Source organism: Type-C symbiont of Plautia stali, from assembly GCF_059730935.1.
On record NZ_AP035923.1, the window covers coordinates 1,681,226 to 1,694,266 of the forward strand.

General features: G+C 55.1%; 12 protein-coding genes. All 12 read left to right on the top strand.

Going from position 1 to position 13,041, the window contains the following annotated elements; all coding sequences use genetic code 11:
• The first annotated feature begins 15 nt into the window (after nt 1–15).
• Nucleotides 16–720: a class I SAM-dependent methyltransferase gene (locus AC6I7J_RS07645; RefSeq protein WP_498007070.1), complete on the top strand. Its 705-nt coding sequence runs from the start codon at nt 16–18 to the stop codon at nt 718–720.
• Nucleotides 713–1,459 carry an aspartate/glutamate racemase family protein gene (locus AC6I7J_RS07650; RefSeq protein ID WP_498007071.1) on the top strand — a complete coding sequence of 249 codons (747 nt, stop codon included), beginning with the start codon at nt 713–715 and terminating at the stop codon, nt 1,457–1,459. The genes AC6I7J_RS07645 and AC6I7J_RS07650 overlap by 8 nt, the downstream gene beginning before the upstream one ends.
• A gap of 235 nt (nt 1,460–1,694) precedes the next feature.
• The gene (locus AC6I7J_RS07655; RefSeq protein WP_159377232.1) at nt 1,695–2,147 is read left to right on the top strand and encodes a DUF6130 family protein; all 453 of its coding nucleotides are present in this window, start codon (nt 1,695–1,697) and stop codon (nt 2,145–2,147) included.
• A 17-nt stretch (nt 2,148–2,164) separates the two neighbouring features.
• The gene (locus AC6I7J_RS07660; RefSeq protein WP_215480460.1) at nt 2,165–3,160 is read left to right on the top strand and encodes an alpha/beta fold hydrolase; all 996 of its coding nucleotides are present in this window, start codon (nt 2,165–2,167) and stop codon (nt 3,158–3,160) included.
• A gap of 73 nt (nt 3,161–3,233) precedes the next feature.
• On the top strand, nt 3,234–3,974 hold the full coding sequence (locus tag AC6I7J_RS07665; RefSeq protein ID WP_021509836.1) for a response regulator: 741 nt from the start codon (nt 3,234–3,236) through the stop codon (nt 3,972–3,974).
• Nucleotides 3,971–5,281, top strand: coding sequence for a sensor histidine kinase (locus AC6I7J_RS07670; RefSeq protein WP_498007072.1), 1,311 nt, complete (start codon nt 3,971–3,973; stop codon nt 5,279–5,281). Before AC6I7J_RS07665 ends, AC6I7J_RS07670 begins: the two co-directional genes overlap by 4 nt.
• Nucleotides 5,282–5,417: 136 nt before the next feature.
• Nucleotides 5,418–6,608: a cytochrome c biogenesis protein/redoxin gene (locus tag AC6I7J_RS07675; RefSeq protein WP_498007073.1), complete on the top strand. Its 1,191-nt coding sequence runs from the start codon at nt 5,418–5,420 to the stop codon at nt 6,606–6,608.
• 286 nt (nt 6,609–6,894) lie between these two features.
• A complete protein-coding gene (locus AC6I7J_RS07680) occupies nt 6,895–7,062 on the top strand; it encodes a hypothetical protein (protein ID WP_021313248.1) in 168 nt (55 codons plus the stop codon).
• Between the two features lie 347 nt (nt 7,063–7,409).
• Nucleotides 7,410–9,695, top strand: a complete 2,286-nt coding sequence (locus tag AC6I7J_RS07685; RefSeq protein ID WP_150058605.1) for a catecholate siderophore receptor Fiu — start codon at nt 7,410–7,412, stop codon at nt 9,693–9,695.
• A 51-nt stretch (nt 9,696–9,746) separates the two neighbouring features.
• Nucleotides 9,747–10,424: a PKHD-type hydroxylase YbiX gene (gene ybiX, locus AC6I7J_RS07690; RefSeq protein ID WP_058771146.1), complete on the top strand. Its 678-nt coding sequence runs from the start codon at nt 9,747–9,749 to the stop codon at nt 10,422–10,424.
• Nucleotides 10,425–11,140: 716 nt separating this feature from the next.
• Nucleotides 11,141–12,103: an anti-phage phospholipase gene (locus AC6I7J_RS07695; protein WP_498007074.1), complete on the top strand. Its 963-nt coding sequence runs from the start codon at nt 11,141–11,143 to the stop codon at nt 12,101–12,103.
• A 15-nt stretch (nt 12,104–12,118) separates the two neighbouring features.
• Nucleotides 12,119–13,012, top strand: a complete 894-nt coding sequence (locus AC6I7J_RS07700) for an anti-phage nucleotidyltransferase (protein ID WP_498007075.1) — start codon at nt 12,119–12,121, stop codon at nt 13,010–13,012.
• Nucleotides 13,013–13,041: the final 29 nt, after the last annotated feature.

A 13,041-nucleotide genomic window follows, 5' to 3' on the forward strand; every position in this document is an offset into this window, starting at 1 on the left:
ATCAGGCTTAATGAAATGTTAGATGCAAAAAAAGTGAAGGATTTTTGGGATCGCCGACCGGATAATTACAATAAGTTATCGTTTGAAAGTTTAGCAAATCTGGAAAACGATCCAAAATTTCTCGATATTAAAATTCGCACAGAGATGCAAAAAGTTTTTGCCTGGTTACCTGACCTGACAGGGAAAACGGTACTTGATCTCGGCGCCGGGGTCGGGCAGTGGGCTTTTCGCTTTCAGCATGAGGGCGCAAAAAAAATCACCGCTGTAGAGTTTTCAGCTGCAATGATTGAAGTGGGTAAGCTTGAAGCCAGCAAACGCAATATTGAAAATGTCGATTTCATTCTTTCATCTGCCGAGAGTTATTGTAGCTCAGAGCAGTACGATGTCATTTTCATATCTGGCCTGATGATCTACCTTAATGATGAGCAAGCTGAAAAATTGTTAAGTAATTTGCGTACTTACAGTAAACCAGAAAGCACTATATTATTGCGTGATGGTACGGGTGTCGGTGAAAGATTCGAAATCAACAACCGCTATTCTGCGAATCTGCAAGCAGAGTATTCGGCTACATATCGAACTGCTGAGCAATACGAAGCTATATTTGCGCGGTATGGTTTCAGCTTAACCAGGAGTGAAAATATGTTCCCTGAAGGTCATATGCTTAATAAGTATCCTGAAACCCGATTACGCCTTTATCACTTTGAGCAAGAAAATGGTTAATATTTCACCTCTCTATGACGATGTTAGTTGGCCGGCTGATGAAGGTGTTTTAGGCGTCGTGGGCGTAGCCCCCTGGGCAACACTGGATTTTTGCCAGCAGCTGTATGGCCTGGTTCAGGCAGATAAAGAGTGGCAATATCCGAGACTTATTATTGATAATAATAGTAAAATTCCCAGCCGCGGGCGTCATTTGCAACTGGGTGAACGTGATCCTTCTCCCTGGATTCACGCAACTATTACAGAACTCGCTGCTGCAGGTGCTACGGTTGCCGTTGTGCCTTGTAATACCGCTCACCTCCTTTGGTCGCGCTGGAGCAAGGACGTAGCTATTCCGGTTATTAATATTATTGATGCCACACTTGAGCATATTGCGCCTCAGGGCAAGCGGGTCGTTGTGCTCGGTTCGCAAATGTTGTACCAGAGCAGGCTGTATCAGGATGCGCTTACGCAACAGCACGCCGAGATCGTTAATGTCGCTGCATCCACCCAACAGCTAGTGACACGCTGCATTAACGAGATAAAAGCCACAAAAAGCGTGTCTGAACTCTCAATGCGGCAGTTAGCGGACGCCGTAAATAGCTGGAAGCAACAGGGTGCTACGCACATTATTCTGGCTTGCACAGAGTTGAGTTTGCTAAAACACAGCGCGATCTGGCAGGAAATGACGTTAATTGATTCGAGCGAAGCTCTCGCGCGTGCCGCTTTGCGCGCCATATCATTTCGCCGCCTGCGTGATTAAGGCGGACGAATTATTTCCACGACGAAGGGCCGCTTATCTCATTAATTTCCCCGCCCCGGGGCTGTGAAAATCCTGCTTTGATTTTCCCCCGGGCGGGGTAAACATCAATTTGTATCACACTGTATCTCCCGCCACACAGCACACACGCCGTTGCATAACCCGCCAGTCTGTACATATCCGCTATACATCGCCGTGGTCTTCTGTACGCATCAACCGAATGCATGGAGATACCACGATGTTAACCCGACTGTTTATTTCAACGTTACTGATGGGCGCCTCTGCGACCTGCGCCTGGGCGGAGCGACTGAGCGCTGCTGACGTGCTCGGCCCGGCGGCCGTGGCGCCACTGGATCATCCCCAGCCGCCTGCGCGATTAATTGTGGATGCGCCGCTGGCCGGACCGCTGCGCAAGGGCGCGGTGTTTATCCAGTACCGGGCAGAAAATCTGCGCATCGAGCCCGTGTTTGGCCAGGAAGCGCTGAAAATCACGCCGCGCATCGGCCACATTCACGTCATCGTGGATGACAACCCGTGGCACTGGGCGGACACCAGCGGTGAGCCGGTGATTCTGGTCGGTCTGCCTGTCGGGCCGCACAAGGTCACCATCATTCTTGCCGATCCTACGCATAAACCAATCGACAGCAAAACCATCACCTTTAACGTGCCCGTACAGATTGCACCGCACTGATTACCCGGAGATAAATTATGAAAACACTGTTACGTCAGACTCTGTTGGCAACGCTGGTTCTCACGGCGGCAGGCACCGCGTTTGCCGCCACCCCGGCCTCACACGATTACGCCGCTGACTTCAGCCACGTTCAGCAGATCAATGCGGGCGTACTGAACACAGGCTATGTGGACATCGGTCCGCGTGATGGTCAGGCGGTGATCCTGCTGCACGGCTGGCCGTACGATATCCAGAGCTATGCTCAGGTGGCACCGGCGCTGGCGGCAAAAGGGTATCGGGTGATCGTGCCGTATCTGCGCGGCTTCGGCAGCACGCGCTTCCTGTCGGATAAAACGCCGCGTAACGGTCAGCCTTCGGCAATGGCAGCGGACGTCGTGGCGCTGATGGATGCGCTCAATATCAAACAGGCCGTGCTGGGCGGCTTTGACTGGGGCGCACGCACCGCGGACATCGTCGCGGCGCTATGGCCAGAACGGGTAAAATCGCTGGTGTCGGTCAGCGGCTATCTGATCAGTAGCCAGCAGCTGGGTAAAAAACCGCTGCCGCCACAGGCCGAACAGCAGTGGTGGTATCAGTTCTATTTCGCCACTGAGCGCGGTCAGCAGGGGTATGCCGCCCATACACACGACTTTGCGAAACTGATCTGGCAGCAGGCATCGCCCGGCTGGAAATTCAGCGATGCCACCTTTAACCAGAGCGCCAAAGCGCTGGATAATGCGGATCAGGTGGCGATCACTATCAGCAACTACCGCTGGCGCCTGGGCCTGGAAAAAGGCGAGCAAAAATATGCCGCTTATGAGAAAACATTAGCCACGTTACCGACAATTCGCGTCCCCACCATCACCATCGAAGGGGATAATAACGGGGCGCCGCACCCGGCACCGGAGACGTACCGCACCAGGTTCAGCGCCAGGTACCAGCATCGCACCTTCACGGGCAATATCGGACACAATCCGCCAGCGGAAGCACCGCAGGCTTTTGTGCAAGCCGTTGAGGATGCGGCCGCACTGTAGCGGAGTAATTCACGACCCGGACCGGCCATCGCGTGCCGGTCTTTTTTGCATAAGTGGCTGACAGGAGGCTGTTTTGGAGCACGTTGATCACATTCTGGTGGTGGATGATGACCGGGATATCCGCGAACTGATAACCGACTATCTGATTAAGTCCGGTTACCGCGCCACCGGTGCGGCCAATGGCCGCGAAATGCGCGCCGTGCTGAGCAGCAGCCTGGTGGATCTGGTGGTGCTGGATATCATGATGCCGGGTGACGATGGCCTGACGCTGTGCCGTCAGCTGCGCAGCGATCCCCGGCAGAACCTGCCGGTACTGATGCTTACTGCCCGCAGCGAAGAGACCGATCGCATTCTCGGGCTGGAGATGGGGGCGGATGATTACCTGATCAAACCCTTTGTGGCGCGTGAGCTGCTGGCGCGCATCAAAGCGATCCTGCGCCGTACCCGGGCGCTGCCGCCAAATTTACATATTACCGGGGCCGGCCGCATCATTGCCTTTGGCGAGTGGCAGCTGGATACCTCCGCGCGCCATCTGCTGGACAGCGACGGCGTGATTGTGGCGCTGAGTGGCGCAGAGTACCGCCTGCTGCGCGTGTTTCTCGACCATCCGCAGCGCGTGCTGAATCGCGATCAGCTGCTCAACCTGACGCAGGGCCGCGACGCGGAGCTGTTTGAACGCTCGATCGATCTGCTGGTTAGCCGGCTGCGCCAGCGGTTACGCGAAGATGCCCGTGAACCGGCCTATATCAAAACGGTCCGCAGCGAAGGTTACGTGCTGGCGAGCACGGTGGTGATCAAAGAGGCGCATCAATGAGGCTATGGCCGCGATCGCTGCTGTCACGCCTGCTGATTATCGTGTTGGGCGGACTGCTGCTGGCAAATACTCTCACGCTGGCAAGCCTGCTGATTGAACGCATGAGCAGCGCTAAAAGCGTGATGCTGGGCAACCTGGAGTACGATGTGGCGACCAGTGTGGCAATCCTCGATCGTCTGCCGGCGGACGAGCGTCCGGGCTGGCTGGCGAAGCTGGCGCGCGGCAATTATCGCTACAGTCTGTCGCCGGGCGAAGCGGGGCCGTATCCCTCCGGCTGGCGCACGCGCGACGCGGTACGTTCACTGCAGGAGACGCTTGGCGGGCGCTATCAGATGAGCATTCATGCGATTCCGGGGCCGCGGGAGCATATTCAGGTGCATCTGACGCTGCATGACGGCGCGCCGCTCACGCTCGATCTCTGGCCGCGCATGCCGGCGATTGCGCGCTGGCTGCCGCTGGTGCTGATGGGTCAGCTGCTGCTGCTGCTGTGCTGCGCATGGCTGGCGGTGCGGCAGGTGGTGCGACCGTTTGTGCGCTTTACCCAGGCGGTTGATGCGCTCAAACCGGCCGCCAGCCACGCACAGCTGATGGCAGAGAACGGCCCGGATGAAGTGCAGCAGGCGGCGCGTGCGTTTAACGCTATGCAGCTGCGGATTCAGGATCACCTCAAAGCGCGTGCGCAAATCCTCGCGGCCATCTCCCACGATCTGCAAACCCCGATCACGCGCATGAAGCTGCGGGTGGAGATGGCGGAGCAGCCTGAGCTGCGCGACAAACTGCTGAGCGATCTCGATAACATGAGCCGCCTGGTGCGCGAGGGCATCGCTTATGCACGCTCATCGGAAGTGCTGGAGGAGAAGCGCCAGAGCGTCAGCCTCAACGCGCTGCTGGATAGCGTAGTCTGTGACTATCAGGATGTCGGTAAAGCGGTGAACTTTGTGCCGTGCACAGGTCATGACACCTTCGCCGTGCGGCCGCAGGCACTCCGGCGCATCATGACCAACCTGATAGATAATGCGCTCAAGTTTGGCGGCGAAGCGGAGGTTGAACTCTGTTCACCCCAGGGTGACAGCGTGGAGATTCGGGTGCGTGATAACGGGCCCGGCATCCCGGAGGAGGCGTTACAGGCGGTGCTGGAGCCCTTCTACCGCGTGGAGAGTTCACGCAATCGCCACACCGGCGGGACCGGGCTCGGCCTGGCGATCGCCACCCAGCTGGTGAGCCAGATGGCGGGTAGCCTGCAGTTGCGTAACCGGGCAGCTGGCGGGCTGGAAGCGTGCATCATCCTGCAGCAGCAGGATATGTAACCTGATGTATCTGCCTGCCCGCTACACACATAACCCGACAAAACGGCGTTTCCCCGACACAGCCTGAACACATGCGGTGGATGTAATAGACGTACTGCCGGACGCGCAGACGTTTATCCACCGTATGAGGTTCTTTATGACACTGCTTATCGCTTTTCTTGCCGGGATGCTGACGCTGCTCAGCCCCTGTACCTTACCGATTATTCCTTTTGTATTTGCCAGCGTACGCGGCCGTCGCGGACAGCTGCTGGCGCTGCTGAGCGGCATGGTCCTGATGTTCACGCTGGTGGCGCTGCTGGTATCGCTTACCAGCCACTGGGTCAGTCAGGTCACCAGCATTGGTCGCAACCTGGCGCTGCTGTTCCTGGCGATAGCCGCACTGACGTTAATCTCGACGCGCATCGCCCAACGCGTTACCCGGCCGTTTGTCGCGCTGGGTAACCGCCTCAACGATGCCAGCCAGCGACGTAGCGGGGTGCTCGCCGCGCTGCTGGCGGGCATGGCAACCGGTCTGCTGTGGTCGCCCTGTGCCGGACCGGTGCTGGGCGCGATCCTCAGCCTGGCCGTCGTGGGCGATCATCCCCTGTCGGTTGGCGTGTTGCTGCTGGCGTATGGCAGCGGTGCCGCGCTGATGCTGGCGCTGCTCTATTTCGCCGGACGATCGCTGGTGGCGCGACTGCGTCCGGGGCTGGCGATGAGTGCGCGGCTGCGTCAGGCGGCGGGCGTGCTGATGCTCGCCTCGGTGGGCGTGATTGTTACCGGCTCACAGAGCCAGCTGCAGGCAGCGCCCGCTTTTGCCCTGAAGCTGGAGCAGCAGCTGAGCCAGTGGCTGACCACGCCGGCACCCAAAGTGCGCCTGGAGCCGGTTAGCCTGCCGCAAACCAGCAGCGCCTTGCCGTCGCTGGAGGGGGGCACGGCGTGGCTGAACGGGGCGCCGGTGACGCCTGCCACGTTAAAGGGCAAAGTGGTACTGGTCGATTTCTGGACCTGGGATTGCATTAATTGCCAGCATACGCTGCCATACGTGCGCGACTGGGCCAGTAAGTATCAACGTGACGGGCTGGTTGTCGTGGGTGTGCACACGCCGGAGTACCCGTGGGAGCGCGATGAAAAGGCGCTGAAGCGCGCGATTACGCGCTGGCAGCTGCCCTACACCGTAGTGGCGGATAACAATTACAGCATCTGGAACCGTTTTGGTAATCAGTACTGGCCCGCGCACTACATCTTTGATGCACTCGGCCAGTTGCGCTACACCGCGTTTGGTGAAGGCAACTATGAAGAGCAGGAGAGGGTGATTCAGCAGTTGCTGAAAGAGGCGCGTGTATGACAGGTCAGGCGGCCCGCCCGGGCCGCCACTGCTTCTCATTTAGGTTGTGGTTCGCGGGGGATGCCTTTGAAAGCTGGGGTGACTCAGGGACTATCAGGCAAACAGCGTGCGGCATTGCCAGGACCTCCCAGCCCGTAGGGGCACCTTTCAGGGTGACCGTCATGGCGCAGCCACCGTTGCCACTCCAATATGCAAAATGCAGTAATCCAACGCATAACTTGTCGTTTGGTTCCGCGTCCAGGCTGGGGTTTACTGTCAGCGTTAACCTTTTATGGAGAAGCTGACAATGAAGAAGATCCTGCAGCAGTGGCTGGCGCGTCTGGCAGCCAGCAAAGCCGCCACCCCTGACGGGCGCGAATTCGACCCCGGTGAGCATATCGATCTGCTGATCCCGATCAGCCAGCTGTACGGCGTGGAGTTTCATCCTTCCGTGTATCGCTACTATGAACGATAACCGCCGCCACCAGCGCATGCGCTATTGCTACTGGAATGAACTGTGCACGCCAGACTAAAACCCGCTCACGCCGAGCGGGTTTTTTTATGCTGTTTGCCCGCCTGATGAAAAAATTGCCGTAACCACCCGCCGTTTTGTTCAATTGTATTGATTTCGTAATTTTAACGTAAAGAAAAGTATTCCCAAGCGGCAGTGTGCGTGTAAGAATATAAAGGTAAATGATAACCATTGGCGTTATCATTTAGGTGTTGTCTGGGAAAACCGTGTTGATTCAGTGCTATGCCTGAATGGCAGGTGCGGTAAAGACAATGAGTGCGTTAATAACGATAAGAAACTCACCTTTTAACATGGATAAAAATCGCCAGCTGCCGTTTGGTAGCTTCAATTCGCTGACCCTGTTCACCGGGCTTTGTATTGGTATTTCGCCGGCTGCGGCGCTGGGGGCCGATAACTCCGGCAAAAAATCTGATGATACGCTGGTGGTTGAAGCGCGCACGCCTTCGCTGTACGCGCCAAATGCCTCGGCCGATCCCAAATTTACCCGTCCGCTGGTGGATACCACCCGCACCATGACGGTAATTCCGGATCAGGTCATTAAAGATCAGGGCGTCACCAATCTGACCGACGCGCTGAAAAACGTGCCGGGCGTCGGGGCGTTTTATGCCGGGGAAAACGGCAGCTCAACTACCGGCGATGCGGTGTACATGCGCGGTGTCGATACCTCCAACAGCATTTACGTGGATGGTATTCGCGACATCGCCAGCGTCACGCGTGACACCTTCAACACGCAGCAGGTGGAAGTGATCAAGGGGCCTTCCGGCACCGACTATGGTCGCAGCGCACCATCCGGCTCGATCAATATGATTAGCAAACAACCGCGGCTGGACACCGGGCTTGACGCGTCAGTCAGCGCCGGCAGCGCGTGGATGCGCCGCGGCACGCTCGATTACAACCAGGCAATCAACGACAATGCGGCGTTTCGCCTTAATCTGATGGGTGAAAAAACCCATGATGCGGCGCGTGACCACATCCAGAACGAGCGTTATGGCGTCGCGCCTTCGCTGGCGCTGGGGCTGGACACCGCAACGCGGCTGTACGTCAACTATTTACACGTCCACCAGAACAACACACCGGACGGCGGTATTCCGACCGTTGGCCTGCCCGGCTATTCGGCACCGTCTGCCGCGTATGCTGCGCTGAACAATTCCGGCAAGGTCGCTACCAGCAACTACTACGGCACCGATTCTGATTTCGACAAATCGACTACCGACAGTGCCACGCTGCGCTTTGAACACGATTTGAGCGATAACACCACGCTGCGCAACACCACGCGCTGGTCGCGGGTTAAGCAGGAGTATCTGCTGACGGCGGTGATGGGCGGAGCCAGTAACATTACTGCACCTAACCCGAACGATGTTGGCAGCTGGCGCTGGTCGCGCCTGGCAAACACCAAAGATATCAGCAACCGTATTCTTACCAACCAGACCAATATCACCTCGAAATTTGCCACCGGTTCCGTCGGGCATGATGTGAGTGCGGGCGTAGAGTTCACGCGTGAAAACCAGACCACCTATGGCGTTAACGCGCTGACCCCACCTGCGGTGAATATCTACCATCCCATCAGCAGCATTTCGATTGGCGGTCTGGACCGCAACGGTGCGAACGCTAACGGGCAGACTGATACGTTTGGCATCTATGCATTTGATACGCTGGCGATTACCCCTGACTTTGAGCTGAACGGCGGCATTCGTCTCGACAACTACCATACCGAGTACGACAGCGCGACGGCCTGTGGCGGCACCGGACGCGGCGCGCTGGCTTGTCCGGCGGGTGTGGCGCGTAATACGCCGGTGACCACGGTGGACACGGCGAAATCAGGCAATCTGGTGAACTGGAAAGCGGGGGCGCTCTATCGTCTGACCGAACAGGGCAACCTGTATGTGAACTACGCCATCTCCCAGCAGCCACCGGGTGGCAGCAGCTTCGCGCTGGCGGCGGGTGGCAGCGGCAACAGCGCCAACCGTACCGATTTTAAACCGCAGAAGGCCAAATCCAGCGAAGTGGGCACCAAGTGGCAGGTGCTGGACAAGCGGCTGCTGCTGAACGCCGCACTGTTCCGCACCGACATCGAAAATGAGGTCGATGCCAATGATGACGGCACTTACTCGCAAACCGGTAAGAAGCGTGTGGAAGGCTATGAACTCTCAGCAACCGGCAACATAACGCCAGACTGGGAAATCATTGCCGGTTACACCATGCAGCACGCGTCGGTGCGTGAAGGCGCCAGCGTGGCGCAGGATGGCTCATCCGCGCTGGCCTATACGCCGAAGCACGCCTTTACGCTGTGGACCAACTATCAGGCCACTGATGCGTTGTCGGTAGGCGCGGGCGCACGTTACGTTGGCAGCCTGCGTCGCGGCAGCGATGGGGCCGTGGGCACGCCGGATCACACCGAAGGCTACTGGGTGGCTGACGCCAAGCTCGGGTATAAGGTCAACAATAACCTCGACCTGCAGCTCAACGTGTATAACCTGTTTGATACCAACTATGTGGCATCGATCAACAAGAGTGGTTATCGCTATCATCCGGGCGAGCCGCGTACTTTCCTGTTGACGGCTAACGTGCATTTCTGATGGTCAACCGTGGGGCGTTCGCGCTCCACGCTTAATGGCGAGAACTCCGCGATGATGTATCACATTCCTGCCGTGCTTAACGCTGAACAGCTGGCGCACTTTACCGCACAGCTGCAGCAGGCTGACTGGGTTGACGGACGGGCGACGGTCGGCAGCCAGGGCGCGACCGTAAAAAATAACCAGCAGATTGACACCGGCACGCCACTCTATGATCGGCTGCAGGCTGCAGTGCTTCAGGCACTGAATAGCCATCCGCTATTCTTTGCCGCCGCACTGCCGCGCACGCTTTCTGCGCCGCTGTTCAACCGTTATCAGCAGGGAGAAACCTACGGTTTTCACGTGGACGGTGCGGTACGCCACAATGGCGCGGCCGGCTGGATGCGTACCGATCTCTCCGCCACGCTGTTTCTGTGTGAACCCGACAGCTACGAGGGTGGGGAACTGGTGATCGAGGATACTTACGGTCAGCACCGCGTAAAATTGCCGGCGGGCGACCTGGTGCTTTATCCCTCCAGCAGCCTGCACTGCGTCACGCCGGTCACGCGCGGCGCGCGGGTCGCCTCGTTTTTATGGATTCAGTCGATGGTGCGCGATGATAAGCAACGCGCGATGCTGTTTGAACTGGACCGCAACATTCAGAGCCTGAAAGCGCGCCACGGTGACAGCGAAGAACTGCTGTCGCTGCTGAATATGTACCACAACCTGCTGCGCGGCTGGACGGAAGTTTAGCCGTCACGCAATAACAAAAAGCCCGCTCAGGTTTCCCTGAGCGGGCTTCTTTAAATCTGGCTCCTCTGACTGGGATCGTCTTTGCCAATAACTGGCTAATATTCAAGCTAAACCTGAATCCACTTTCTGTTAAGACCACCAAAATGACTACCAATAGTAGCGGGTTACGTAAGGCTGGGTTGAGTGAACCTCGGATAAGCTGATCGTTACTTAGGTGTTCCATGGGTGGGGTGGATATGAAAGTTATCTATTCGCAGAACCGTATGGGTACAGCAATTGACGCACGTAATGTAGTAAATACTGGCCGGACTCTCCGCTTTTGAGTGAAGCCGCAGTTGTGGATTTTATTGAAGTGGTAAATGCGTAAAAATAGATCAATGAATAGTATAGGTTTAGGCTCTGTTGTGTAATATGTCCGCAACTCTAGGTTTTAGGTAAAGTACAGAATGAAGACGCTTAAAGCATTGTTGCCCAATGCTCTGCAACAGATGAGGGAGGCCATGGTGTGAGTCAAGAGGTATTTTATCTACCTTATTTCGATGGAACGCGACCTTAAAAGTCCTACCTCGAACAAGTTAGCCTACTATGCAATTTGATGTGGATCCATCCGCTCACGCTGTTGGTTTATGCCGGTGTCGGACTACTTGGAGTCTCCAGCTTTTATAAATTGTTCGGTACTAGTTGGAATCATCGTAGTGAACAAGGAGTGCAAAAGAATGACTTACTCTGTTTCGCCGTCATCACTGCTCACCGAGTACGGCAACGACAACATATGTCGAGTTCTCGCACTTGATGGTGGCGGTGCAAAGGGCTTTTATACGCTAGGTGTCCTCAAGGAAATTGAGGCTATGCTTGGGTGCCCATTATATAAGAGGTTTGATCTTGTATTTGGTACTAGCACCGGTGCGATTATTGCCGCGCTCATCGCTCTAGGATACGAAGTAGATCAAATACACGCACTGTACACCGAACATGTACCACGAGTTATGTCCAGCCGGTCGGCTGCGGCAAGAACAATAGCGCTTCAGGATTTGGCTAAGGAAGTTTTTCAAGACAAGACATTCGAAGATGTTCTGATGGGTATTGGCATCGTCGCAACTCGATGGATGACCGAAAGACCAATGATCTTCAAAGGTAATGTTGTGCAGGCCCATGGTCGCAAGGGAACCTTCAGTCCAGGATTCGGGGTCAGTATCGCTGATGCAGTGCAAGCGTCTTGCTCGGCTTATCCCTTCTTCGAAAGGAAAGTGATTGTTACCGCACCAGGAGATAAGGTTGAGTTGATCGATGGAGGTTACTGTGCAAACAACCCCACCTTGTTTGCAATCGCCGACGCCACTGTCGCTCTGAAAAAAGATCGCAAGGATATCCGGGTTATAAATGTCGGTGTTGGTATCTATCCAGAACCTAAACCAGGTTTCCTTATGCGGATTGCTAAGAAATGGCTCGCAGTCCAGCTGCTTCAAAAAACTTTAGAGATCAATACACAATCGATGGATCAACTACGCGACATTCTATTCAAAGATATTCCGACGATTCGGATCAGCGACACATTCGAACGGCCTGAGATGGCGACAGATTTACTTGAGTACAATTTAGATAAACTGAATACCCTTCGGCAGCGTGGTAGGGAGTCTTTTGGAGCTCGTGAGGCACAATTAAGAGAGTTTCTGATATGAGAGAGGCAAAATAATATGGGAATACCTGAATCACAGCTCGATACATGGTCCCACCAAGGATCTATTGCACAGTCTGCCTCGACTTATAGCATTATAAAGAATGCATTAGAGAGCGCAAACACTGGGTATCATGGAAAGAATTTTAAAGTATTCCTTCAGGGCTCCTATGGAAACGATACTAACATTTATGCTGAAAGTGACGTTGATGTAGTCATATGTTTTGATGATGTCTACTACAGTGACCTCACACAGTTATCACCAGAAGACAAAGAGGCGTATGAACGTGCATTTGTTCCTGCAACCTACTCGTATACTCAATTTAAGCAAGATGTGCTTGAGGCTCTTACAGAGCGCTTCGGGTCTGATGTTAAGGTCGGAGATAAGGCCATAGTTGTAGCGGCAAATGGAAGTAGGCGCAAAGCTGACGTTATCGCATCAATGCAGTTTCGTCGTTATTGGAAATTCAAGGGGTATTACGACTCACAATACGATGAGGGCATCTGTTTCTTTAATGGCGCTGGTGAACGGATTGCCAATTACCCCAAGCAGCATTCAGAAAATCTCACCTTAAAACATCAGGCCAGTAATAAATGGCTAAAGCCCATGGTTCGCGTACTGAAGAACCTTCGAAGTAAACTCATTGCTGACGGAAAATTGAAGTCAGGACTTGCACCTTCCTATTACCTTGAAGGTCTACTCTACAACGTGCCAAATGAAAAGTTTGGCACCAGTTATGCTGATTGTTTTGTCAATGCCATGAATTGGATTCAGACAGAAGCAGATAAAGACAAGCTGCTATGCGCCAATGAACAGTATTACTTGCTTTGGGAGGGGACACATACCTCATGGGAGAAAGCCGATGCGGAAGCGTTTATCGACGCTGCAATAAAAATGTGGAATGAATGGTGAAGTGAGTCGACAAAACTGCTGGTCTTAGG